Origin of the sequence: Amycolatopsis regifaucium (genome assembly GCF_001613935.1) — a bacterium.
GTDB lineage: Bacteria > Actinomycetota > Actinomycetes > Mycobacteriales > Pseudonocardiaceae > Amycolatopsis > Amycolatopsis regifaucium.
In genome coordinates, this window is sequence record NZ_LQCI01000034.1 from 296,861 (window position 1) to 320,436 (window position 23,576).

Sequence of the window (23,576 nt, forward strand, 5' to 3'; positions counted from 1 at the left end):
GAAAGGGCGACCATGGGCATCCACGACATTCCACTGAAGACGCTGGCGGGCGAGGACACCACGCTCGGCGCGCTCGGCGGCAAGACCCTCCTGGTGGTGAACGTCGCGTCGAAGTGTGGCCTGACGCCGCAGTACACCGGTCTCGAAAAGCTGCAGGAACGCTACGCGGACAAGGGTTTCTCCGTCGTCGGCTTTCCGTGCAACCAGTTCGCCGGCCAGGAGCCGGGTACCGCCGAGGAGATCCAGACCTTCTGCTCGACGACATACGGGGTTTCGTTCCCGCTGTTCGAAAAGCTGGACGTGAACGGCGAAGACCGTCACCCGCTCTACGCCGAACTGACCAAGGCGGCCGACGCGGAAGGCGCCGCGGGCGACGTGCAGTGGAACTTCGAGAAGTTCCTCGTCACCCCCTCCGGTGCAGTGGTGGGTCGGTTCCGCCCGCGCACCGAACCCGAAGACGACGAGATCACCAAGGCGATCGAGGCCGCGGTCGGCGCCTGAATCACGGACTTCCCGGTGACCTTGGACACAACCGTCGCCCCAGTGAGGTGGGAGTCGACCGGGGGCGTTCCGCTGCTGCCGTTCGAGTGCCGACCGACTCACGAGTAACCTCCACCCATGCGCGTGCTGATGTTGTCGTGGGAGTACCCACCCGTGGTCGTCGGCGGACTCGCACGGCACGTCCACGCCCTGGCCCGGCACCTCTCCCGGCAGGGCCACGATGTGGTCGTCCTGTGCCGTCACACGGCCGGTACCGACGCCGAGACCCATCCGCGGACCGATCGCGTGGTCGAGGGCGTCCGGATCATCCGGGTGGCCGAGGATCCGCTGCACGTGACCTTCGAACGCGACCTCGTCGCGTGGACCCTGGCCATGGGGCACGCGATGATCCGGGCCGCGAACGACCTGCTGCGCACCTGGCAGCCGGACGTCGTGCACGCGCATGACTGGCTGATCACCCACCCCGCGATCGCGATCGCCGAGGCCGCGCGGGTCCCGCTGGTCGGCACGATCCACGCCACCGAGGCCGGACGGCACTCCGGCTGGCTCACGCATCCGCTGAACCAGCAGGTTCACTCGGTCGAATGGTGGCTCGCGAACCGCTCGGACGCGCTGATCACCTGTTCGCAGGCCATGCGCCGCGAGGTGTCGCATCTGTTCGAGGTCGACGGCGACGCCGTCACCGTGATCCACAACGGCATCGAGGAACGCAGCTGGCAGGTGCCCGCGGAAGAGGTCGCGCACGCGCGTGCGGTCCACAGCCGGTCCGGGGCACCGCTGCTGCTCTACTTCGGGCGGCTGGAATGGGAGAAGGGCGTGCAGGATCTGCTCGCCGCGCTCCCCCGGATCCGCCGCGCCAAGCCGGGTACGCGGCTGGTCGTCGCCGGCAAGGGCAGGCATCTGGAGAAACTCGTCGACCAGGCGCGGAAGCTGCGCGTCCGCCGCGCGGTGGACTTCGTCGGGCATCTGTCCGACCGCGAACTGCGTGCCGTACTGGCCGCTGCCGACGCCGTCGTGCTGCCCAGCCGGTACGAACCGTTCGGGATCGTCGCGCTGGAAGCCGCCGCCGCGAAGGCGCCGCTCGTGGCGTCCACCGCGGGTGGGCTCGGCGAGGTCGTCGTCGACGGCGAAACCGGGCTGGCGTTCAGCCCCGGCGACGTCGACGCCCTCGGGGACGCGGTCGAGGCGGTGCTGAACGACGAGGTCGCCGCGGCACGACGCGCGCTGACCGCGCAGTCGCGGCTGGCCGCGGACTTCGACTGGGGCCGGATCGCGGAGGCGACCGCCGCTGTCTACCGGCGGGCTCGCGTCGGGGAACCGGTGGAGCTGGGTCGCCCGAAGATCGCGACGGGCAACGCCTTCGAACCGTGAGCGCGCTCTCCCCACCGCATTTAGAGGACTGAATGCATGAGGGTGGCGGGTCGCAAGGGGCACGACCCCCGTGTCTGCTCTAGGTGGCGAAGATCAGAAGTGGCAGGGCCGGACGCAGTCCGGCTGCACCGAGACCGCCGTCGAGGCGGACACCGCCGGTGCGGCGAGGACGACGGCGAGGACGGCGAAGGCCGCGGCCAAGACGCTTCTGAACTGCTTCTTCATGGTGACTCCTCGGGGATTCGGGCGGAAAACTCACCCGGGGCAGAGCATCCGCGCGCCGTGTCACGGAAACAACGGGGGTATCACCAGGTATCCCTACCTATTCGCGGTCCGTGACCGGTTCATCCCGTTCCGCTGGCCATCGGCGCCACGCGAAGGCCCCGCCCACGCTGGTGTGGTGTGAGCGGGGCCTCCGCGGACAGCGCGCGCCCGACAGGCGCCACCGGAGGAGCGCGCGCGTGAAGCGGGTCCGGCGGCGGGGAGCCTCCGCCACCGGACCCGATGGGCCACACCGTCCCAAACCGGTGTGGAACCCGGCCGCCCCGCGTCAGGTAGGGGCGGCCGGAGCCTTTCGTCAGTGCGTGGTCAGGTACCGCGCGTACGCACCGGTGGTGAGGAAGCTCGGCAGCTTCTCGCCCAGCGCGGTCTCGGTGAAGATCTCGTAGGCGTCACCGAGCCGGTTGCCTTCGCCCAGTTCGGCGCGAATCGACGCCAGCTCTTCGTCCAAATAGGACACGGCGAGCTCGTGGGTGAGCGCGGTGCCGTCTTCGAGCTTCGTGCCGTTGCGGATCCACTGCCAGACCTGGCAACGGGCGATCTCGGCGGTGGCGGCGTCCTCCATCAGGTTGTGGATCGCCGCCGCCCCGGTGCCGCGCAGCCACGCGTCGATGTAGCGCAGCGCGACGTTGATGTTGGCGCGGACACCGGCTTCGGTGACCTCGCCGCCCGCGCTGGCGACGTCGAGCAGGTCCTCGGCGGTGACGACGACGTCCTCACGGAGCTTGCCGAGCTGGTTGGGCCAGCCGCCGAGCACGCCGTCGAACACCTCGCGGCAGACCGGGACCAGACCGGGGTGGGCGACCCACGAACCGTCGAAGCCGTCGTTCGCCTCCCGTTCCTTGTCCTGACGGACCTTCTCCAGCGCGGTCGCGTTGATCTCCGGGTCCTTGCTCGGGATGAACGCGGCCATGCCGCCGATCGCGTGCGCCCCGCGTTTGTGGCAGGTGCGCACCAGCAGTTCGGTGTAGGCCCGCATGAACGGGACGGTCATCGTCACCTGCGCGCGGTCCGGGAGCACGAAGTCCGCGCCGTGCGAGGAGAAGTTCTTGATGACGCTGAAGATGTAGTCCCAGCGGCCGGCGTTGAGCCCGGAGACGTGTTCGCGCAGTTCGTAGAGGATCTCCTCCATCTCGAACGCGGCGGTGATCGTCTCGATCAGCACGGTGGCCCGGACAGTCCCGCGCGGGATGCCGAGTTCCCGTTGCGCCAGCAGGAAGACGTCGTTCCACAGCCGCGCTTCGAGGTGGTTCTCGAGCTTCGGGAGGTAGAAGTACGGGCCGCTGCCGCGGGCCAGCAGCTGACGCGCGTTGTGGAAGAAGTACAGGCCGAAGTCGACCAGGCTCGCCGAAACGGGGCGGCCGTCGATGCGGATGTGCTTCTCCACCAGGTGCCAGCCGCGGGGGCGGGCGACGATCGTCGCGGGTTCGTCGCCGATCGTGTAGCGCTTGCCCGCCTCGGTGGTGAAGTCGATGTTGCGGCGGATCGCGTCGAACAGGTTGAGCTGGCCGTCGATCACGTTGTGCCAGGTCGGCGAGGTCGCGTCCTCGAAGTCGGCGAGCCAGACCTTCGCACCGGAGTTGAGCGCGTTGACCGTCATCTTGCGGTCGGTCGGGCCGGTGATCTCGACGCGGCGGTCTTCGAGACCGGGCGCGGCCGGGGCGACCGACCAGCTGCCGTCCTCGCGGATCGAGCGCGTCTCGGGCAGGAAGCCCAGCGGCTTCTCACCGGACCGCAGTTCCTCGCGGCGGGTGCGGCGGGCGTCGAGCAGCTCGCGGCGACGGCCGGCGAACGCGTTGTCGAGTTTGGCCACGAAGTCCAGTGCGGCCGGGGTGAGGATCTCGTCGAACCGGTCACCGGTGGGTCCGCAGACGTCGATCCGGTAGTTCAGCTTCTCAACCATGGTGTGCCTCCGCTGGGCTTCGCGAGAGTGGGGGAGGAAGGAAGGGCGGTGGCGGTCTCCCCTGGGGGTCGAGAGACCGCCACCTGGCACCTACTTGCGAGGGATCAGAACTGCTCGGCCTCGGTGGAGCCGGCGAGCGCGGTCGTCGAGCTGGCCGGGTTCAGCGCGGTCGCGACGTTGTCGAACCAGCCGGTGCCGACCTCGCGCTGGTGCTTCGTGGCGGTGTAACCGCGGTCCTCCGAAGCGAACTCGCGCTCCTGCAGGTCGACGTAGGCGGTCATGCCTTCGCGGGCGTAACCGTGCGCCAGGTCGAACATCGAGTAGTTCAGCGCGTGGAAGCCGGCCAGGGTGATGAACTGGAACTTGTAGCCCATGTGGCCGAGCTCGCGCTGGAACTTCGCGATCGTCGCGTCGTCCAGGTGCTTCTTCCAGTTGAACGACGGCGAGCAGTTGTAGGCCAGCATCTGGTCCGGGTACTTCGCCTTGATGGCCTCGGCGAACTGGCGGGCGACCTCGAGGTCCGGCTTGGAGGTCTCCATCCACAGGAGGTCGGCGTACTGCGCGTAGGCCAGGCCGCGGTCGATGCAGGGGTCGATGCCGTTGGTGACGGTGTAGAAGCCTTCCGCGGTGCGCTCACCGGTGGTGTACTTCTGGTCGCGCTCGTCGACGTCGCTGGTCAGCAGGGTCGCGGCCTGCGCGTCGGTGCGGGCGATGATCAGCGACGGCACGTTCAGCACGTCCGCGGCGAGGCGGGCGGCGTTCAGCGTGCGCTCGTGCTGCTTGGTCGGGATGAGCACCTTGCCGCCGAGGTGGCCGCACTTCTTCTCGGACGCGAGCTGGTCCTCCCAGTGCACACCCGCGGCACCGGCGGCGATCATGCCCTTCATCAGCTCGAACGCGTTGAGCGGGCCACCGAAGCCCGCCTCGGCGTCGGCGACGATCGGCGCGTACCAGTCGATGTCGTTGTTGCCCTCGGCCCAGTTGATCTGGTCGGCGCGGCCCAGCGCGTTGTTGATGCGGCGGACGACGGCGGGCACCGAGTTGGCCGGGTAGAGGCTCTGGTCCGGGTAGGTCTGGCCGGACAGGTTGGCGTCGGCGGCGACCTGCCACCCGGACAGGTAGATGGCCTTGAGGCCGGCGCGGACCTGCTGCACGGCCTGGTTGCCGGTCAGGGCGCCCAGCGCGTGGATGTAGTCCTCGTTGTGCAGGAGGTCCCACAGCTTCTCGGCGCCGCGACGGGCCAGCGTGTGCTCTTCGACCACGCTGCCGCGCAGCTTGACCACGTCAGCCGCGGAGTACGACCGCTGCACGCCCGCCCAGCGGGGGTCGGTCTCCCACTGCTTGGTCAGTTCGGCGGCCGCCTGCTTCAGCTGCTGCGCGTGCTCAGTCATCGGATTCTCCCGGTGTTGCGAAGTTTGCGAGTGATCGCCTTGCCTGACCAGACCCTGACATGACAGGGGAAATCCGATCCAGGCCTCCAATTTGCCAATTTCTGCGAAGCTTCCGTAGCATTCTGCGAAGGTTGCGAATTACAGGTTCGCAAGCTGAACGAAAAACCACGGGCTTGACCGTTCACTGAATCGTTCAGGCCCGGAAACCTTGCGGACAGAGAGGCCTGCGTGGACAAAACCTTCGCCGGAGCGAAGCTTCGGCATCTGCGCGAAAGCCGGGCGATGAGCCAGGCGGATCTGGCTCGTGTGCTGGAGATCTCACCCAGTTACCTCAATCAGATCGAGCGCAACTCACGTCCGTTGACCGTCCCGGTGCTCCTTCGCATCACGCAAGCGTTCGGAGTGGACACCGAGTTCTTCGCCAACAACGACACCGCGCGGCTGGTCGCGGACGTGAAGGAAGCGCTGCTCGACGAGGTTCTCGGCGTCGACGTCACCACCAGCGAGCTGAACGACCTCGCCACGAACCTCCCGACGATCGCCCAGGCCCTGGTCAGGCTGCACCGCAGTTACCGCAACGCCGTCGAGAACACCGCCGCGCTGACGACGGAAAACGGCCTCGGCATGCACGGCAGCGCCGCCACCGCGCTGCCGCACGAAGAGGTCCGTGACTTCTTCTACGAACGGGAGAACTACGTCGCCGAGCTGGACGAACGGGCCGAACGGATGGCGCACGACATCCCGCTGCAACGCGGCCAGGTGCTCGCGGCACTGAAGGAAACGCTGACCCAGCGCTACGGCGTCGACGTCACGAACGAGGGCATCGACGAGTCCAACGGCGAGCAGCACCGGTACGAACCGGGGCCGAGGGTGCTGCGGCTGGCGCCGAGCCTGCGCGTCGGGCAGCAGGCGTTCCGGATGGCCTCGCAGATCGCGCTGCTCGAATACGACGACCTGATCACCGAACTCGCCGACTCGTGGGCGTTCTCCGGCCCGGCGGCGCGTTCGCTGGCGAGGGTCGGCCTGGCGAACTACTTCGCGGGCGCGTTGATCCTCCCCTATGGACCGTTCCTGTCGACGGCGGAGCGCTTCCGCTATGACATCGAGCGGCTGTGCGACCACTTCGGCGTCGGCTTCGAGACCGTCTGCCACCGGCTCTCGACCTTGCAGCGACCGAAGAACCGCGGAGTGCCGTTCTCGTTCGTGCGGGTCGATCGGGCGGGGAACATGTCGAAACGCCAGTCCGCGGCCGGTTTCCACTTCTCCCGCGTGGGTGGCGCCTGTCCACTGTGGAACATCTATGAGGCGTTCACCCAGCCCGGCAAGATCCTCACCCAGATCGCCACCCTGCCGGACGGCAAGAGCTACTTCTGGATCGCGCGGACGGTGTCCCGCAACATCGGCGGATACGGCAGTCCGGGGAAGACGTTCACCGTCGGACTCGGCTGCGAATTACGGCACGCGAAACGGCTCATCTATTCGACCGGGCTCGATCTCGACGACCGGGCCGCGGCCACCCCGATCGGCATGGGTTGCAAAGTCTGCGAACGTCCGGCCTGCACGCAGCGCGCCTTCCCGACGATCGGCAAGCAGCTGACCGTGGACGAGAACACCAGCACCTTCGTCCCGTATCCGGCGGTGCCCAAGGCGCCTTGAGCCGTCTCGATCTCCCTGGCAGGGTTGCCGACGACGGCCGCCGCCTGCGACGGCGGCCACCGCGCTGGGGAGATGACGAATGATCTTGGTGACCGGAGCAAGCGGCAACGTCGGCTCGGAACTGACCGGAATACTTGCTCGCGACGGACACCCCGTCCGGGCGTTGGTCCGCACGCCGCGGCCACTGCCCGACGGCGTCGAAGGCGTCCCGGGAGATCTCAACGATCCGGCGAGCCTGAAACCCGCGCTGGAGGGCGTGCGCGCGGTCTTCCTGCTCGGCGGCTACGACGACATGCCGGGCGCGCTCGCGGCGATGCGGGACGCGGGCGTCGAGCAGGTCACGCTGCTCTCGTCGCGGTCGGTCGTCGGCGGGCACGAGGACAACGCCGTCGCCGGAATGCACATGGCGGCCGAGGCGTCGGTGCGCGCGTCGGAGCTGGCATGGACGTTCCTGCGGGCGAGCGGGTTCATGTCGAACACGCTGCAGTGGATCCCGCAGCTGAAGGAGGGCGACGTCGTCCGCGAACCGTTCGCGAACGTGCCGGTGGCGACGATCGATCCCTATGACATCGCGGCCGTCGCGGCGGAGTCCCTGACCATGCCGGGGCACGAAGGGCGGGCGTACGCGATCACAGGACCGGAAGCGCTGCGACCCGCCGACCGGCTGCGGGTCCTTGGCGAACTGCTGGGCCGGGAGCTGCGACTGTCGCCGCTTTCGAACGCCGAAGCCCGCGTGACGATGAGCGCGGAGATGTCGGAGAAGTACGTCGACGCCTTCTTCCGCTTCTTCACCGGCGGCGAGTTCGACGACTCCGAGGTGACATCCGCCGTACGGGACCTCACCGGCCGTGACGCGCGGCCGTTCGCCGACTGGGCGCGGGCGCACCTGGCCGCCTTCCGCTAGTCACACCTACCGCATTTAGTCCTCTACTTGCGGTGGTTCCCACGCAAGTACCGCGTTTAGTCCTCTGGATGCGGTACTTGCGTTACGTAACTACCGCATTCAGAGGACTAAACGCGGGAGGGCGCGGGCGCCTAGACCAGGAAGTGGAACAGCGGGCTGCCCGGCTCCACCCGCTCCACCTGCAGCGGGCTCACCTCCAGCCGGTGCAGCAGCCCTTCCAGGTCACCGGGCCGCGCGAGTTCGATGCCGATCAGCGCGGGCCCGGTCTCGCGGCTGTTGCGCTTCACGTACTCGAACCGCGTGATGTCGTCGTCCGGACCGAGGACCTCGTCGAGGAACCGCCGTAGCGCGCCAGGCTCCTGCGGGAATCCCACCAGGAAGTAGTGCTTCAGTCCTTCGTGGATCAGCGACCGTTCGAGCACTTCGCCGTAGCGGCTGACGTCGTTGTTGCCGCCGGAGACCACGCACACCACGATCTGGCCCGGATCGATCTTCACCGTCGTGCCCAGCGCCGCGGTCGCGAGGGCGCCGGCCGGTTCGGCGATCACGCCGTCGGACTGGTACATCGCGAGCATTTCCGTGCAGATCGCGCCCTCGGCGACGTCGGTGAGTTCGACACCCCCGTCGCGGACCAGCGGATACGTCACCGCTCCCGCCAGCGCGACCGCGGCACCGTCGACGAACGTGTCGACGGCTTCGAGCCGCACCGGCTCCCCCGCCGCCAGCGCGGCCGCCATACAGGCCGCGCCCGCCGGTTCGACGCCGACGATCCGCATCTCCGGCGCGCGTTCCGCGGCCCACGCGGCGATCCCCGCGAGCAGCCCGCCCCCGCCGACCGGCACCACCATGACGTCCGGGACGAAGCCGAGTTGCGCGACGACCTCCATCGCGACCGTGCCCTGTCCGGCGACCGTCTCCGGCGCGTCGAACGCGGGGACCAGCGTCGCGCCGGTGCTTTCGGCGTCCTGCTTCGCGGCGCTGAAGGCGTCTTCGTAGGTCTCGCCGACGACGATGACCTCGATCTGCGAACCGCCCAACGTCGCGATGCGCTCGCGCTTCTGCCGGGGAGTCGTGCCGGGGACGTAGACGCGGCCGTTCGCGCCGAGACGGCGGCACGCGTACGCGACGCCCTGCGCGTGGTTGCCCGCGCTCGCGCAGACGACGCCGCGTTCCCGCTTGTCCGCGTCGAGCTGGACGATGAAGTTGTAGGCGCCGCGGATCTTGTACGAGCGCACGGTCTGGAGATCTTCGCGTTTGAGCCAGACCCGGGCGTCGACCCGCGCCGAGAGCCGCTCGTTCGGTTCGAGCGGCGTGCGGGTCACCACCCCGGCCAGTCGTTTCGCGGCCTCTTCGACCGTTCGGGCGCTCACCGTTTCGATCCCTTGCACGGATGCTGAATGTACTGACCACCCCCGGCCACGACGGAGAGTGGTCCGAGTCCAGTGCACGGGTTGTCGGTGGTCTGTGGTCCACTGGACGTCATGGTGAGCAAGGTCGACGGAGTCCGGAGTCTCGATGCGTTGCGCGAGCTGGTCCACAGTGGCGCGGAGCCCGAGTACCAGCTCTTCTACGGCCACACCCCGCTCAAGAGCGGCCGGGTCAACGCCGCCTGCCTGAGCCAGTGGTGGGTGGCGCCGTTCGTCGCGGGCGGCGAGCGGTACCCGACGGCCGAGCACTACATGATGGCGGGCAAGGCCGAACTGTTCGGCGATTACGACGCCGCGCGGGCGATCCGGGAGGCGCCGGACCCCAAGACCGCCAAGATCCTCGGCCGCGAGGTCGCGAACTTCGACGCGGAGAAATGGGAACGGCACCGCTTCGACGTCGTCGTCGACGGGAACCTGGAGAAGTTCCGCCAGCACGCCGAACTGCGCGAGTTCCTGCTGAGCACGGGCGACAAGGTGATCGTCGAGGCGTCGAAGATGGACCTGGTCTGGGGCAGCGGCGTCGCCCGTGACGACAAGAACGCCACGCGCCCCGACTACTGGCGCGGGCAGAACCTGCTGGGCTTCGCGCTCATGGAGGTCCGGGAGCAGCTGCGCGGCTAGTTCTCGACGCCCAGGGTCTTCTGAAGCGCCTTGTTCGCCTTACGCGCCATGTCCGCGACGGCTTCGCGACGCGCGGCGTCGGCGGCGTAGTCGTCTTGCCGGTTCCGCACCACGCGGGCCGGTGAGCCGACGGCGATCGAGTAGTCCGGGATGTCGCCCCGCACCACGGCGTGCGCGCCGAGGACACAGCCGCGGCCGACCCGGGTGCCCTTGAGCACGGAGACCTTGGTGCCGATCCAGGTGTCCGGACCGATCCGCACCGGTGACTTCACGATGCCCTGGTCCTTGATCGGGACGGTGATGTCGGTGGTGACATGGTCGAAGTCGCAGATGTACACCCAGTCCGCGACGAGCGTGGCCGCGCCGAGTTCGATGTCGAGGTAACCGTTGAGCACGTTCTGGCGCCCGAACACGGCTTTGTCGCCGATGCGCAGCGAACCTTCGTGGCAGCGGATCGCGTTGCCGTCGCCGATGTGCACCCAGCGCCCGATCTCCAGGCGCCCGTAACCGGGGCGGCAGTGGATCTCGACGTCCTTGCCGAGGAACACCATGCCGCGCAGGATGATGTGCGGATTCGCGATCCGGAACTTGAGCAGCCGCCAGTACCGGACCAGGTACCAAGGCGTGTAAGCGCGGTTCCGCAGCACCCAGCGCAGCGAATCCGCGGTCAGGAACTTCGCCTGCCTCGGGTCGCGACGGGCCTGGCCCCAAGCGCGCAACCTCGACAACGCGGGCGCACCCCACATGGACGTCATACCGGTGACCGTAACCTGTGATCAGGCCGCCGACCGCAAAGGGGAGCACGCGTATGGGCACCAAGCTGATCATCGACACCGACCCAGGGGTCGACGACGCTTTCGCGCTGGCACTCGCCGCGCGGTCCGACGACGTCGACCTGCTGGGCGTGACCACGGTGTTCGGCAACGTCCCGCTGAGCCACACCACCGCCAACGCACGGCGTCTGCTGCGGCTGTTCGACCGTGACGACGTGCCCGTCGCCGCCGGTGCGGCGCGGCCGCTGGTCTACGACAACGCCAAGGCCGCCGGTTTCGTCCACGGCCAGGACGGCCTGTCCGGCCACGCCGGCCTGCTGCCGGAGGCGGCGCGCCCGCTCGACGAACGCGGCGCCGTCCGCCTGCTGGCGGATCTGCTCGAAGCCGCCGACGAACCGGTGACCATCGCCCCGATCGGCCCGCTCACGAACATCGCGCTGCTGCTGGCCGCCCATCCGGAACTGCGCGAGAAGATCGGCCGACTCGTCATCATGGGCGGCGGCGTGACCAAGGGGAATTCCACCACGGCCGCCGAGTTCAACATCTGGAGTGACCCCGAGGCCGCGCGCCGGGTGCTGGCCGACGAGGACATCCCCACGGTGCTGGTCCCGCTTGACATCACGCACCAGTGCACGGTCGACACCACCTGGCTCGGCAAACTCGCCGCGTCCGGCCCGCTCGGCGCGGCGCTCGAAGCGCTCACCCCCACCTACGTCGAGCACTACAGCCCGATCCTCGGTTTCCCGGGGATGGTGATGCACGACGCGGTGGCGGTCGCGGAAGCGATCCGGCCGGGCATCCTCGACACCGAGTCGTATCCGGTGGACGTCGATTGCGGCTTCGGCCCCGCGCGCGGGGCGACCCTCGTCGACCGGCGAAGGCTGCGAAGTACCGATCCGCAGGCCGTGCCGGGGCGCGTCATCGACGTCGCGCTGACCACCGACGTCGAGGCCTTCCGCGACTTCGTTCTCGGCCGTGTCATCGGCGGCCGCTGATGGCACAGGAAACCTCACGCCGCCGCAGACTTCCGGTGATCGCCGCCGCGGTCGTCGTCGCGGCCGCCGCATTGGTCGCCGCCATCACCTTCGCGCCGAAGGACGAGACCAAGCCGGAAGCCGCCGCCGTCCAGTCCTCGGTCCCGCCCGCTCCGCCGTCGTCGTCCGCCCCCGCGGAGCTGCCGAAGGAACAGCCGAAGGTCCCGCCGCAGATGGGGCAGGAGTTCGACGCCTGGGTGTCGAAGACCAGTGGCTGGCTCGACATCCCGCTGCGCGCGATGACCGGCTACGCGAAGACCACCGTGGCGCTGAGCAAGGAAACGCCGGGCTGCCGGCTGTCCTGGGTGACGCTGGCGGCGCTCGGGAAGGTCGCGTCGGACCACGGCCGGGCCACCGGTTCGAGTATCAACGCCGATGGCGTGCTGACCGTGCCGATCGGGATGATCGAGGTCCGCGACTTCTACAACAAGGTCGTGTCGGTCCAGAACGCGAGCGGCCCGCTGCAGCTGGCGCCCGCGATCTGGAACCGGTTCAAAGCCTCGGCGAGCGGGGGCAAGCCGGATCCGCAGAACATCGACGACGCCACCCTTACCGCCGGGCGTGCCCTGTGCGCGGACGGGCGCGATCTCGGCCAGGGCCAGACCTGGTGGAACGCGGTGAGCACCCTGCAGCCCGCGCCGCTGCTGATGCACCGCACGCTCGCGACGGTGAACGTCTACGGCACGGTCGGCCAGAGCCCGCAGCCGCCGAACGCCGCGGCGCTCAGCGCGGTCAACTTCGCCATCGACAAGATCGGCCTGCCCTACGTCTGGGGCGGGAACGGCACCGGCGGTGGTGACCCCGGTTTCGACTGCTCCGGTCTGACGACGGCCGCGTACGCGAGCGCCGGCGTCAAGCTCATGCGCACCGCCCATACGCAGTACCACAGCGTGCCCAAGGTGACCGACCCCCAGCTGGGCGACCTGATCTTCTACGGCGAGCCGAACACGAAGATCCACCACGTCGGGCTGTACATCGGGAACCAGCAGATGATCGACGCCCCGCAGACCGGACAGGCGGTGCAGGTGCACACCTACCGGAAGCAGGGCGACGACTACGCCGGGGCGGGGCGGCCGACCACCTGAGCCGTACCGGATCCTCGCGGTGATCAATGCCGGAAGGCGTCCGCGTTGTCGCGTGCCCAGTCGGCGAAGGTGAGCGCGGGCCGCCCGAGGAGGTCTTCCACGGTGCCGGTCGTGGGGCCGGGGCGTTCGCTGTAGTCGGCCAGGGAGCCGAGCAGGCGGGCGGGGACCTCCTCGGGCAGTCCCTGCGCGAGCATGCCTTGCCGGACCTGTTCGGGTGGCATCTCCTGGAAGGACAACGTCCGTTCGGTGGCGTCGCCGATGAGCCGCACCTTCTCGAATTGGTCCAGCGATCGCGGACCCGTCAGCGTGTATGCCGACTCTGTGGGGATGCTGCCGCGAAGGGCTTGTACGGCGACAGCGGCGATGTCGGTTTCGTGGATCGGCGAGGTGGCGGCCCTGCCGTAGGCGCCGCGCACCACATCGCCCGCCTTGAGCTGCGGCGTCCACGCGAGCGCGTTGGCCGCGAAGCGGGCTTCCCCGCCGGGTGTTCCACAGTGGTGGCCGAAAGCAGCACCACGCGCTGAACGCCTTGCCCGGCGGCCGGCTTCAGCAACTCGTCGAGGCCAGGGCCGGTGGCACGCGGACTGAGCTGGATCGCTTCGACTCCGTCCAAGGCCGCCTTGATCCACTGTGGACGGAACAGGTCACCACTGACGACTTTCGCGCCGCCGGGAAGCGGTGGCCCGCCGGGGCCGCGAGTGACCGCGGCGACGAGAGTGCCCTCGCGCAGGAGCAGGTTCAGTACCTGACGGCCCACGACGCCGTTGGCTCCGGTGATCAGCATCATGATGGTGTCTCCATTGCTCGATCGAGGGCCTTCAGGCGGTGATCACGACGGGCTCTTCGGCCGGGATAGCGTGGCGGCGACGGGTGGGGAGCATCGACGTCGGGTGGGAGACGCTCCAGGCCGCGGTCTTGCAGATCATCTCCTTCAGGCGCGCGGCCGTCTTGCCGGTGACCGCGGACGGTTTGGGCTGGTCGTCCGGGGTCACCCACTGCACGATGGCGTCGCGGCGACCGAGGCTGACACACTGTCCGGTGTAGCCGATCTTGTTCGGAGGGATCGGACGCCCGGTCAGGCGCGCGGCGATGACGTCGGCCGCCAGCTGGGCCGAAGGAACGCCCGAGGCGCAGGACATCCGCAAGGTGTCGCCGCTCGCTCCCGGGGCGAACGCGGCATCGCCGACGGCGTACACGTCGGGGTGCGAGACCGACCGCATGGTCTCGTCGACGACGATCTGCCCGGTCGCGGAGACCTCCAGGGTCGTGGCCGCGGCGATGGGGTGGACGGCGAAGCCCGCCGTCCAGACGGTCACCTTGGCCGGGATCGCGCGGCCGTCGGCGGTGACCGCGCCGTCCGGCCCGACGCTCGCGACGCCGGTGTGCTCGTGCACGGTGATGCCGAGCCGGTCGATCGCCTTGCGCAGGTGGTCCCGCGCCTTCTCGCTCAGCCAGTCACCGAGGCCGCCGCGGGTGGCGAGTGCGACTTCCAGGTCCGGCCGGGCTTCGGCGATCTCGGTGACGGCCTCGATGCCGGTGAGGCCACCACCGACCACGAGCACGGTCCCGCCCGCGGCGAGGTCGGCCAGCCGCGCGCGCAGCCGCAGCGCGGACTGCTTGCCGGCGATGTGGTGCGCGTGCTCGGCGACGCCGGGAACGCCGTGATCGGCGGCCGTGCTGCCAAGGGCGTAGACGAGCGTGTCGTAGGCGATCTCGCCGGAGCCGTCGGCGAGGGCGACGGTCTTGCGTTCGGCGTCGACGGCGGCGACCCGTGCGATCCGCACCTGCACGCCCGTGCCCGCGAAGACGTCGGTCAGCGCGCGGGGCTTCAGGTCCTGGCCGGTCGCGAGCTGGTGCATGCGGACGCGCTCGACGAACTCGGGATCGGCGTTGACGAGGGTGATCTCGGTGTCGGCGGGGTGCAGTCGCTTGGCCAGGCGCCCGGCGGCGTTGGCTCCGGCGTATCCGGCCCCGAGGACGACGATGCGGTGCTTCATGATCTCACTCCTGTCCGGTCGGTGTTCGCTTCCTGAACCGGACAGCGGCACGAAACCTGACAGGAGTGAGTTGTGATCCAGGTCACCAGTTGTCGGCGAGTGCTTCCCCGTGGTCCGAGGCGGCCCATTGGCGCGCCGCGCGGTCGAGTTTGGCGGGGTTCGCCTGGGTGTGGACGGCCGCGATGCCGTCGGTGGTCACGTCCAGGGTGAGGACGATGACGACCTGGTCTCCGACCAAAAGCACCAGCGCGGGCATACCGTTGGCGACCGCGGCGAACAGGACGGGCCTGCCGCCGATCAGCTCCCACTTGGCCTCGCTGGGCTGGAACAGCCCGCGCAGGAACCTCGCCACCCGCAGCGCACCGGTGATCGGCCGCGGCAGCGAGAAGAACACGCCGCCGCCGTCGCCCGCGTGGATCGCGTCGTCGGTCAGCATCCGCACCAGTGAGTCGGTCCTGCCGCTGAGCGCCGCGGCGAGGAACTCCTCGACGATCTTCCGGGCCGCGTCCGCGTCGACCTCGACCCGGCGCCGGTCGGCGGCCAGGTGCTGCTTGGCACGGCGGTAGATCTGCTGGCAGTTCGACTCGGTGAGGTCGAGGACCTCGGCGATCTCCCCGTGCGAGTAACCGAACGCTTCGCGCAGCACGTAGACGACGCGTTCCTTGGCCGACAGCCGTTCCATCAGGGTGAGCATCGCGATCGAGACCGACTCACGCTGCTCGACGGTCTCGGACGGGCCGAGCATCCGGTCCCCGGCGAAGACCGGCTCGGGAAGCCACTGGCCCACATAGGTTTCCCGCCTGGCCCGCGCCGAGGTGAGCCGGTTGAGACAGAGGTTGGTGAGCACCTTCGTCAGCCACGCCTCGGGCGTCTCGATCAGCTCCCGGTCGGCGGACTGCCAGCGCAGGTACGTGTCCTGCACCGCGTCCTCGGCGTCGCTCGCGGATCCCAGCAGGCGGTACGCGATCGCCTCCAGCCGCGCCCTCGCCGCCTCGAAGGCCTCGACCTCGTGCGCTCCCACCAGCATGGCTTCCAGTTAACCAGTTACCCGTACCGTCACTCCGCCACTTGGCTAACGTGGCCACGATCACGCGGCCGTCCTGGAGGTTGACGATGCACTCGTTCCGCACACCCGAAGGCGTCACGCTCGGGGTCGAGCATTTCGGTGACCCGAAAGCGCCCCTCGTGCTGCTGGTGGGCGGTACGACCATGCTTTCCTGGCCCGACGAGCTCTGCGCGTCCCTCGCGCGCGGCGGCCGCCACGTCGTGCGCTACGACCTGCGCGACTCCGGCACGTCGACCACCGTCGACCCCGAAGCGCCCGCGTACACGCTGCGGGATCTCGCCGCCGACGCGGCCGCGCTCGCCCGCGGGCTCGACGACCGGCCCGCGCATCTGGCGGGCGTCGGTGTCGGCGGGATGGTCGCCCAGGTCGCCGTGCTCGACCACCCGGACGCGTTCTCCGCGCTGACCCTCGCCGGAACCCGGCCCGTCGCGCCGGGCCCGGTCGACGACGACCTGCCCGACCACGACATGGCGGTGCTGAAGCGACGGTTCGCGCTCCCGATGCCCGACTGGTCCGATCGCGCCGCCGTGGCGGAGTTCGCCGCCGCCGGAGCGGAGATCCTCGGCGACGACCCCGCCGCGGCCCGCGCGACCGCCGAACGCGTCTTCGACCGCGCGCCGAGCACGGAGCCCGCCGTCCAGCTGGCCAACCAGGTTGGTTTGGTGTTCTCCAAGCTCGACTGCGCGCCGCGGTGGCGCGAACGCCTTCCGGAGCTCGCGATACCGGCGCTCGTGGTGCACGGCAGGCACAACCGGTTCTTCCCGGTCGGCAACGGCGAAGCACTCGCGCGCGAGATCCCCGGCGCGCGGCTGCTGGTACTCGAACAGGCCGCGACGGCGATCCCCGCCGCGGCCGCCGGCGAGATCGCCACCGCGATGCTCGAGCTCTAGCCGTCGACCTCAGGACGCGCGCTCCTCGCCCCCGAACAGGTTGAGCAGCCGCTCGGGGACCTCGTCGCCGAAGAGGCTTTCGAGCAGGAAGTCCTCGTCGAGAGGGGTTTCCCAGCGCGTGAACATGGCCTGTTCGTATTCGGCGATCGCGGCTTCGACGTCGCCGGGGCGGGCGGCGAGGGCCTTACCGAGTTCGGCGCCGTCGAGCATCGCCAGGTTGGCGCCTTCGCCGTTCGGTGCCGCGAGGTGCGCGGCGTCGCCGACGAGGGTCGCCCCCGGCACCCTGTCCCACCGACGCCCGGCCGGCAGGGCGAAGAGCGGACGATGGATCGGCGCGATGTCGCTTTCGGTGATCAGCGCGAGGAGTTCCGGTGCCCAGCCGTCGAACTCGCGCGCGATCCGCGCGGTGGCCGCGGCCGTGTCGGTGAAGTCGATGGTCTCGAACCAGTCCAGCGGTTCGGTGATCTCCACGTAGCCGTGCAAGGTGTCACCCCGCTCGTGGTGCGCGTTGATGCTCTTGCCCGGCGTGGCCCCGTTCCCGAACATCGCCCCGCCGCCGACCGCCTCGGCCGCGGCGACATGCCGGGTGTCGGCGTCGAACAGATAGGTCTCGACGACGGACGCGCCGGTGTACTCGGGTATGGCGTCCGTGAGCAGCGGCCGCACCCGTGACCACGCGCCGTCGGCGCCGACCAGCAGACCGGTGACGGTGGTGCTGCCGTCGGCGAAGGTCACTTCGTGGCGGCCGTCGCCCAGTGCCCGCGTCCCGACGGCTTTGCTCGCCCACCGGACGGTGCCGTCCGGAAGCGAGTCGAGCAGCATCTGCCGCAGTTCGCCGCGGTAGACCTCGGGACGGCCACCCGTACCGTCGTCGCCCTTCTCGAACAGGACGGTCCCGTCCGAATCGAGGACGCGCAGCGCCTGGCGGCCTTCCAGGATCAGCCCGCGGAACTCGTCCATCAGACCTGCCGCTTCGACGGCGAGCTGGCCGTTGTAGTCGTGGATGTCGAGCATCCCGCCCTGCGACCGGGCCATCGGCGAGGGTTCCCCCTCGTGGACGACGGCCGGGATCCCGTGTACGTGCAGCACCCTGGCGAGGGTGAGGCCCCCGAGTCCGGCACCGATGATCGTGACCGGAGTGTGCATGGTTACCCCTCGTGAATCGCGACTGGAATGACATTCCGGATGCTGTCGCGGTTCCCTGGCAGGTGACGCACACCGCGCTGGCACGGACCTGGCAAGCCCTGCCAGCCGGAGAACCCGGCTGTCGCGGCTCAGGACCTGGGACTCACCAACGTTTCCGGTTTGAACGCGTAGACGGCGCCGTCCTGGACGAGCACATGCCATTCACCGCAGACCTTGTCGGTCCGGCTTTCCTGGCCCTGCGGCCACCAAGGGGCGATCAGCGTGGCCGTCCGAGGCGCGGCGGGGCCCGGCACGCAGAGATCGGGCAGTTCCCCGCCGGTGAACCGCAGGAGCCGCTCCGAACCGGTGGTCCGGATGACCTCGGTGACCGACGCGGCCTTGTCCGGCACCCACTCCGGGAGCCGGGCGTCCTTGTCCCGCTTGCCTTCCGCACCGGTCGGGTAGCCGACCGCCTTCACATGACCGTTCGCCTTTTCGGTCAGGCTTTCTTTGAGACCGCATCCGGCCAAGGTGACCGTCGCGGTCGCGGTGACGAGCACCACCGCCGTGATCTTCGTGTTCATACGATCGAGTCAAGCAAGCGGAAGTGGCGGCGTGCTCGGTCTTTCGGCCCCGCCGCGCGGCCATCCGGCCGATCTTCACGGCGGATAACCGCCAGCGCCCGGGCGCGCCGTGGGCCACGGTGGTGACCGTGACCCGAACTAACGATGCGCTGTCCGTCCTCGAAGGCATGTACGCGGCGGAAGCCGACTACTTCACCGCGGGCGGTCCCGGCAAGGCGTCTTTCGCGCCGCTCGCCCCGTTCTTCTCCCCCGATGTGGTACTGCATCAGGCGGATGGCCTGCCGTACGGCGGAATCTGGCGCGGCCACGAAGGCATGGAACGGTTCTTTCTCGCCATGGGCGAGACCTGGGAGGTCTTCGACCTGGTGGAGCAGAGCTTCTTGAGCGAGAAGAGCCCGCTGGTCGTGTCGACCCGGGTGCACGTCCGGGCCAGGGCCACCGGCCGTGAACTGGACTTCCCGATCCTGCAGACGATCACCGTCGAGGACGGGCGCATCACCGAGGTGTGGCCGTTCTATTGGGACACCGCGGCGATCGCGGCGGCCTGCACGAACTACCATTCCGCGGATGACCGCCTACCACGATCTTGACGTGTTCGAGGAAGCCGCTTCCCTGCCGGAGCGCCAGCAGAAGATCCTGCTGACCATCCGCGAATGGGTGGTCGAGCACGGATACTCGCCGAGCACGCGGGAGATCGGCGAAGCGGTCGGCCTGCGGTCGGCGTCCTCGGTGTCGAAGCATCTGGCGGCTTTGGAGGAGAAGGGTTTTCTCCGCCGCAGCAGCTCGATTTCCCGGCCCATCGACGTGCGCGCGTTCCTGCACGGCACCCAGCCGCGACAATCCACAGAGGACTCCGTGCCGGTTCCCGTCGTCGGTGACATCGCCGCGGGAACGCCCATCTCGGCCGTCGAGCACGTCGACGACGTGATGACCCTTCCGCGTGAACTCACCGGTCGCGGGAACGTCTTCGGGCTGCGGGTGCGCGGTGATTCGATGATCGACGCGGCGATCTGCGACGGTGACATCGTCGTGGTGAAGCAGCAGCAGGAGGCGCATTCCGGCCAGATCGTCGCCGCGATGATCGACGAAGAGGCCACGGTCAAGGTGTACCGCCGTCGCGACGGCCACGTGTACCTCGAACCGCGCAACCCCGCCTACGACGTCATCGACGGGGATCGCGCGGCCGTGCTCGGCGTCGTGGTCTCAGTGCTGCGCAGCGTCTGAGTTTCTGTCGGTGGGCCGGAGTAGCTTCCGGCCCAGGTACGAAATCGACTTCGTCGAGTTCCCGTCGAGCTCGGCAGGCGACTCGAGCCGGTTCTTCGAGAAGGCCTTCGGCTGGACGGCGACGCCGTACGGTCCGGCATACAGCGACGTCCAGAGCGGCGGCGTGGTTTCGCTCGGTTTCCAGCAGGACGCCGCACAGCAGACCGCGGCGCCGCTCGTGACGATCCGCACCGACGACCTCGACCGGGCGAGGGAATCCGTCGAGGCGGCGGGCGGAGTCGTCACGGTCGAGCCGTTCGCCTTCCCCGGTGGGCGCCGGTTCCACTTCCGCGAGCCCGGCGGCGCCGAACTGGCGGTGTGGTCCCCGGACGCCTGAGGTCAAGCGGCGAACCCGAGCACCAGGGACGCGGTCACCGGCGCCAGGTACATCAGCGGGAACACGACATGCGAAGGCCAGTGCGCGCGGAGCACGGTGAGCACGGCGCCGGTGAAGTAGAGCACCAGGCCGATCCCCGCCGCGACCCCGATCGCGGGTACCCACAGGCCCGCGATCAGGCCGAACGCGCCCGCGACCTTCGCGGCACCGAGGCGGTTCCACCAGCCGTGCGGCACGCCGTAGTCGGCCAGCGGCCGCACGACCCACTTGGCGCGGAAGAAGATCGAGGCGGCCGAGAAGGCGGCCATGAACGCGCCGACGATGGTGACGATGACGTAAGCGGTGGACATTTCGCTGTCTCCCTTGGTTCTCGGTGATTCGCCGGGTTGACCCCGGCCGCCGGTCCGATGTGACAGCACGGCACGTGAACCACGTCACCACCCGCGACAGCAGGTTCTAGAGCAAGCGCTCTGTTACTCTCGCCCCATGGCCCGCCCCCGCGTGCACGATCTGGACCGGTTGCTCGACACCGCCGAGCGCCTCGTCGTCGAGGTCGGCGCCCGCGGAGTCACCGTCCGGTCCCTCGCGACCGCGGCGGGAGTCCCCAACGGCACGATCTACCACGCCTTCGGCTCACTCGGCGCGCTGCTGGCCCATGTCTGGTCGCGTGCGGCCGGCGACTTCCTCGACCTCCAGACCGAACTGGTCGACCAGGCGGAAGATCCGGTCGCGGCGGTCGTGGCCGCGGCGGGCGCACCGGCCGCGTTCGCCGACCGTAGGCCCGAAGCGGCCAGGATGCTCCTGACCGTCAAGAAGGAGCACCTGCTCGGCCCGCAGGTCCCGGAGGATCTCGCCGTCGACCTCCTGGCGCTGGACAAACGCCTCGTCGCACTCCTGATCAGGCTCGCCGAAAGGCTCTGGGACCGGCGGGACGCCCAAGCCGTCGAGGTGCTCACGACCTGTGTGGTCGATCTGCCGACGGCCCTGTTCCGCCGCGCGTTCACCGCGGGCGAGCCCATCTCCGAAGACTCGCGCGCCCGGCTCACCGCCGCGGTCCGCGCCGTACTCCTGCTCCCACCCCGAAAGGACCGAAATGCCCACCCTCCGCGATGAAACCCCGGTGTTCGTGCTCGACCTCGGCGACGACGAGAACCGATTTTCGCCGTCGTGGCTGGAGACCGTGCATTCCCTGCTGGACACCGTCGTCGCGCATCCTGATCCGGCGGTGCTGGTCACCACCGGCTCCGGGAAGTTCTACTCGAACGGCCTCGACCTCGAATGGCTCACCGCCAACAGTGACCAGGCCGGGAAATACGTCGCCGAGGTCCACGAACTGTTCGCCCGTGTGCTCACCCTCGGCGTGCACACGGTCGCCGCGATCAACGGGCACGCGTTCGGCGCCGGCGCGATGCTGGCGATGGCGCACGACTTCCGGGTGATGCGCGCCGACCGCGGGTACTTCTGCTTCCCCGAAGCCGACATCGACATCCCGTTCACCCCGGGGATGGCCGCGCTGATCCAGGGCAAGCTCACCCCCGCGGCCGCGATCGCCTCGATGACCACGGGACGCCGCTTCGGCGGCACGGACGCGCGAGACCTCGGGCTAGTGGACGCCGTCGCCGAGGAGCCGGCATTGCTCGAGTACGCCGCCGACGTCGTCCGCCCGCTCGCCGGAAAGGATCGCGGCACCATTTCCGCGATCAAAACCACGATGTTCACCACGGCCGTCACGGCACTTCGCACCGCGTGAGCGAAGAAATTCCCGGCGGGAACTGGAGCGGTTCACGAGGTTCGGCCTGAGGCTCAGCCTCGCCGCGCACTCCCGCGCAGCGACAAGGAATGGCCGGGATTGAGCTTGCGGCCGAGACGATCGGCCTTCGGCCACCGGACGTCGGTCGCCCAGCCTGCCTTCTCGAACAGCCAGATCAACCGCGCGGACATGTCGAGCTGGCCGCGTCGGACACCATGCCGGGCGCCGGTCGGGTCGGCGTGGTGGGAGTTGTGCCAGGACTCGCCCATCGAAGCGATGGCGAGCGGCCAGAAGTTCGCGGACTTGTCGCGGGCGGCGAACGGGCGGTCACCGATCAGGTGACACAGCGAGTTCACCGACCACGTCACGTGGTGCAGCAGCGCGACACGGACCAGGCTCGCCCAGAAGAACGCCGTCAGCGCCCCCCACCACGACATCGTGATCAGCCCGCCGAGCACGGCCGGGGCCAGCAACGTCACCAGGGTGAGCACCGGGAACAGGCGATCGATCCGGGCGATGTCACGATCGGCCTGCAGATCGGGCGCGAACCGTTGCACGTTGGTCTTCTCGCGGTCGAACAGCCAGCCCATGTGGGCGTGCCAGAAACCGCGGGCCAGCGCGGCCGGGGTGGTACCGAACCGCCACGGGGAGTGCGGGTCGCCCTCGCGGTCGGCGAAGGCGTGATGGCGCCGGTGGTCGGCCACCCAGCCGACGACCGGGCCCTGCATGGCCATGCTGCCGGTGACCGCGAGCGCGATCCGCAGGCCGCGGTTGGCCTTGAAGGCGCCGTGAGTGAAGTAGCGGTGGAAACCGATGGTCACCCCGAGGCCGGTCAGGAAGTAGAACCCGACGGCGAGGCCGAGATCCACCCACCCGAGTCCCCACCCCCACGCGAAGGGGACAGAGGCGGCCAGTGCCACCAGCGGCACCACCGCGAACAGCTTGACGAGAAAGTTTTCGGTGCGGGACTGCTCACCGGACAACAGCGGTTGCGGCGCTTGCCGCTCCACGCTGTCCGGAGGTGTGAGAACTGAGGTCATGTCGTCATCTCTTGTCGATGGCCGGGACTGGTACCGGCTGACTCAGCCGGTGTCACGGCGCGACGCACAAGGGCGACGCCCGCGACGAATTCTGCGCGAGCGTGCTGGACCACACGACACCCAAAACGTTGAGCTATCCCGTTCAACGAACGGTGTCGTCCGAGGGTTCCGGGTTGGGGTAGGAGGGCTCGCGAAACAGGTCCTCGTATCGCTCGCCCTGAGGGGCCGTGTGGTCGTGTCGCTCGACCTGAGTGTCGAGCGGGTGGCTGAACAGCGCACTGTCCATGCTGTGAGTTTTGACGGTGAAACCTTTCGAATGGGGACCGCTCATCCGCGGTCTTCGGCGAGGCCGGGGGCGAATTCCGCCCGTCTCGTGCCGGATCGGCGTCACGCTGGAAGAGCGGCGCCACCTCCCAGAGTACACGTCCCGGGGCCGGAACCCCAGGGCGTCCGCGCTCGAACGGTCGTTTGACGGCGTCAGTCACGTTCCGCCGCGGTGAGGTCGTCGCGCAGCCGGACCGGTCACTCTCACCGTGGTCGTACCCCCTCGACGACGGTTCTGCCGTCGACTTCGGGGTA

At 69.2% G+C, this 23,576-nt stretch carries 26 protein-coding genes; 13 read left to right on the forward strand and 13 right to left on the reverse strand.

Annotation, left to right across the window (positions count from 1 at the left end):
• The first annotated feature begins 12 nt into the window (after positions 1 to 12).
• Together AVL48_RS25170 and AVL48_RS25175 are read left to right on the forward strand one after the other, a co-directional pair.
• Entirely contained in the window at positions 13 to 501 is a 489-nt protein-coding gene (locus AVL48_RS25170; protein WP_061982083.1) for a glutathione peroxidase, read from the forward strand.
• 117 nt (positions 502 to 618) lie between these two features.
• Positions 619 to 1,872, forward strand: coding sequence for a glycosyltransferase family 4 protein (locus AVL48_RS25175; protein ID WP_061982084.1), 1,254 nt, complete (start codon positions 619 to 621; stop codon positions 1,870 to 1,872).
• 93 nt (positions 1,873 to 1,965) lie between these two features.
• Here AVL48_RS25175 and AVL48_RS40590 read toward each other — a convergent pair whose 3' ends face one another.
• From AVL48_RS40590 to aceA, 3 genes are all read right to left on the reverse strand, one after another.
• Positions 1,966 to 2,097: a hypothetical protein gene (locus AVL48_RS40590; RefSeq protein WP_279626639.1), complete on the reverse strand. Its 132-nt coding sequence runs from the start codon at positions 2,095 to 2,097 to the stop codon at positions 1,966 to 1,968.
• Positions 2,098 to 2,449: 352 nt separating this feature from the next.
• A complete protein-coding gene (gene aceB, locus AVL48_RS25180) occupies positions 2,450 to 4,054 on the reverse strand; it encodes a malate synthase A (RefSeq protein ID WP_061982085.1) in 1,605 nt (534 codons plus the stop codon).
• Between the two features lie 104 nt (positions 4,055 to 4,158).
• On the reverse strand, positions 4,159 to 5,445 hold the full coding sequence (aceA, locus tag AVL48_RS25185; RefSeq protein ID WP_061982086.1) for an isocitrate lyase: 1,287 nt from the start codon (positions 5,443 to 5,445) through the stop codon (positions 4,159 to 4,161).
• A gap of 228 nt (positions 5,446 to 5,673) precedes the next feature.
• On the opposite strand from aceA, the gene AVL48_RS25190 reads away from it, so the two are divergent.
• Together AVL48_RS25190 and AVL48_RS25195 are read left to right on the forward strand one after the other, a co-directional pair.
• On the forward strand, positions 5,674 to 7,101 hold the full coding sequence (locus AVL48_RS25190) for a short-chain fatty acyl-CoA regulator family protein (RefSeq protein ID WP_061982087.1): 1,428 nt from the start codon (positions 5,674 to 5,676) through the stop codon (positions 7,099 to 7,101).
• Positions 7,102 to 7,180: 79 nt separating this feature from the next.
• Positions 7,181 to 8,005 carry an NAD(P)H-binding protein gene (locus AVL48_RS25195; RefSeq protein WP_061982088.1) on the forward strand — a complete coding sequence of 275 codons (825 nt, stop codon included), beginning with the start codon at positions 7,181 to 7,183 and terminating at the stop codon, positions 8,003 to 8,005.
• Between the two features lie 131 nt (positions 8,006 to 8,136).
• Here AVL48_RS25195 and ilvA read toward each other — a convergent pair whose 3' ends face one another.
• A complete protein-coding gene (ilvA, locus tag AVL48_RS25200; protein ID WP_061982089.1) occupies positions 8,137 to 9,393 on the reverse strand; it encodes a threonine ammonia-lyase IlvA in 1,257 nt (418 codons plus the stop codon).
• 93 nt (positions 9,394 to 9,486) lie between these two features.
• Here ilvA and ybiA point away from each other — a divergent pair, with 93 nt between their 5' ends.
• Positions 9,487 to 10,053 (forward strand): riboflavin biosynthesis intermediates N-glycosidase, encoded by a 567-nt coding sequence (ybiA, locus tag AVL48_RS25205; RefSeq protein WP_177242282.1) that lies wholly within the window; start codon positions 9,487 to 9,489, stop codon positions 10,051 to 10,053.
• On the opposite strand, the gene AVL48_RS25210 is transcribed toward ybiA, so the two are convergent.
• Complete coding sequence (locus tag AVL48_RS25210) at positions 10,050 to 10,808, reverse strand: acyltransferase (RefSeq protein WP_061982090.1); 759 nt, start codon at positions 10,806 to 10,808, stop codon at positions 10,050 to 10,052. The two genes, ybiA and AVL48_RS25210, sit on opposite strands and share 4 nt — an antisense overlap.
• 53 nt (positions 10,809 to 10,861) lie before the next feature.
• Here AVL48_RS25210 and AVL48_RS25215 point away from each other — a divergent pair, with 53 nt between their 5' ends.
• Together AVL48_RS25215 and AVL48_RS25220 are read left to right on the forward strand one after the other, a co-directional pair.
• Entirely contained in the window at positions 10,862 to 11,821 is a 960-nt protein-coding gene (locus AVL48_RS25215; protein ID WP_061982091.1) for a nucleoside hydrolase, read from the forward strand.
• On the forward strand, positions 11,821 to 12,945 hold the full coding sequence (locus AVL48_RS25220) for a C40 family peptidase (protein ID WP_061982092.1): 1,125 nt from the start codon (positions 11,821 to 11,823) through the stop codon (positions 12,943 to 12,945). Before AVL48_RS25215 ends, AVL48_RS25220 begins: the two co-directional genes overlap by 1 nt.
• Before the next feature lie 23 nt (positions 12,946 to 12,968).
• On the opposite strand, the gene AVL48_RS40265 is transcribed toward AVL48_RS25220, so the two are convergent.
• The 4 genes from AVL48_RS40265 to AVL48_RS25235 all read right to left on the reverse strand — a co-directional run bounded on the left by AVL48_RS40265 (position 12,969) and on the right by AVL48_RS25235 (position 15,969).
• A complete protein-coding gene (locus AVL48_RS40265; RefSeq protein ID WP_244162493.1) occupies positions 12,969 to 13,364 on the reverse strand; it encodes a Rossmann-fold NAD(P)-binding domain-containing protein in 396 nt (131 codons plus the stop codon).
• On the reverse strand, positions 13,247 to 13,732 hold the full coding sequence (locus AVL48_RS40270) for an NAD(P)H-binding protein (protein ID WP_346193820.1): 486 nt from the start codon (positions 13,730 to 13,732) through the stop codon (positions 13,247 to 13,249). The genes AVL48_RS40265 and AVL48_RS40270 overlap by 118 nt, the downstream gene beginning before the upstream one ends.
• A gap of 31 nt (positions 13,733 to 13,763) precedes the next feature.
• The gene (locus tag AVL48_RS25230) at positions 13,764 to 14,942 is read right to left on the reverse strand and encodes an NAD(P)/FAD-dependent oxidoreductase (protein ID WP_061982093.1); all 1,179 of its coding nucleotides are present in this window, start codon (positions 14,940 to 14,942) and stop codon (positions 13,764 to 13,766) included.
• An 82-nt stretch (positions 14,943 to 15,024) separates the two neighbouring features.
• Positions 15,025 to 15,969, reverse strand: a complete 945-nt coding sequence (locus tag AVL48_RS25235; protein WP_061982094.1) for an RNA polymerase sigma-70 factor — start codon at positions 15,967 to 15,969, stop codon at positions 15,025 to 15,027.
• Positions 15,970 to 16,055: 86 nt separating this feature from the next.
• Between AVL48_RS25235 and AVL48_RS25240 the strand changes: the two genes are divergently transcribed.
• Positions 16,056 to 16,898 (forward strand): alpha/beta fold hydrolase, encoded by an 843-nt coding sequence (locus AVL48_RS25240; RefSeq protein WP_061982095.1) that lies wholly within the window; start codon positions 16,056 to 16,058, stop codon positions 16,896 to 16,898.
• 9 nt (positions 16,899 to 16,907) lie between these two features.
• Here AVL48_RS25240 and AVL48_RS25245 read toward each other — a convergent pair whose 3' ends face one another.
• Complete coding sequence (locus AVL48_RS25245; protein ID WP_061982096.1) at positions 16,908 to 18,044, reverse strand: FAD-dependent oxidoreductase; 1,137 nt, start codon at positions 18,042 to 18,044, stop codon at positions 16,908 to 16,910.
• Positions 18,045 to 18,172: 128 nt separating this feature from the next.
• Entirely contained in the window at positions 18,173 to 18,607 is a 435-nt protein-coding gene (locus tag AVL48_RS25250; RefSeq protein WP_061982097.1) for a hypothetical protein, read from the reverse strand.
• Positions 18,608 to 18,735: 128 nt separating this feature from the next.
• On the opposite strand from AVL48_RS25250, the gene AVL48_RS25255 reads away from it, so the two are divergent.
• Genes AVL48_RS25255 through AVL48_RS25265 form a run of 3 tightly spaced genes read left to right on the forward strand, consistent with a single transcriptional unit; the run spans position 18,736 to position 20,207 of the window.
• A complete protein-coding gene (locus tag AVL48_RS25255; protein WP_244162488.1) occupies positions 18,736 to 19,197 on the forward strand; it encodes a nuclear transport factor 2 family protein in 462 nt (153 codons plus the stop codon).
• Positions 19,175 to 19,831, forward strand: coding sequence for a transcriptional repressor LexA (gene lexA / locus AVL48_RS25260; RefSeq protein ID WP_061982098.1), 657 nt, complete (start codon positions 19,175 to 19,177; stop codon positions 19,829 to 19,831). Before AVL48_RS25255 ends, lexA begins: the two co-directional genes overlap by 23 nt.
• Before the next feature lie 10 nt (positions 19,832 to 19,841).
• A complete protein-coding gene (locus AVL48_RS25265) occupies positions 19,842 to 20,207 on the forward strand; it encodes a VOC family protein (protein WP_061982099.1) in 366 nt (121 codons plus the stop codon).
• 2 nt (positions 20,208 to 20,209) lie between these two features.
• Here the strand turns inward: AVL48_RS25265 and AVL48_RS25270 are convergent, their stop codons facing one another.
• Positions 20,210 to 20,557 carry a DoxX family protein gene (locus AVL48_RS25270; RefSeq protein WP_061982100.1) on the reverse strand — a complete coding sequence of 116 codons (348 nt, stop codon included), beginning with the start codon at positions 20,555 to 20,557 and terminating at the stop codon, positions 20,210 to 20,212.
• 136 nt (positions 20,558 to 20,693) lie between these two features.
• Here AVL48_RS25270 and AVL48_RS25275 point away from each other — a divergent pair, with 136 nt between their 5' ends.
• A complete protein-coding gene (locus tag AVL48_RS25275) occupies positions 20,694 to 21,320 on the forward strand; it encodes a TetR/AcrR family transcriptional regulator (RefSeq protein ID WP_061982101.1) in 627 nt (208 codons plus the stop codon).
• Entirely contained in the window at positions 21,301 to 21,957 is a 657-nt protein-coding gene (locus AVL48_RS25280; RefSeq protein ID WP_061982102.1) for an enoyl-CoA hydratase/isomerase family protein, read from the forward strand. Before AVL48_RS25275 ends, AVL48_RS25280 begins: the two co-directional genes overlap by 20 nt.
• A 53-nt stretch (positions 21,958 to 22,010) precedes the next feature.
• Here the strand turns inward: AVL48_RS25280 and AVL48_RS25285 are convergent, their stop codons facing one another.
• Positions 22,011 to 22,997, reverse strand: coding sequence for an acyl-CoA desaturase (locus tag AVL48_RS25285; RefSeq protein WP_177242281.1), 987 nt, complete (start codon positions 22,995 to 22,997; stop codon positions 22,011 to 22,013).
• Positions 22,998 to 23,576: the final 579 nt, after the last annotated feature.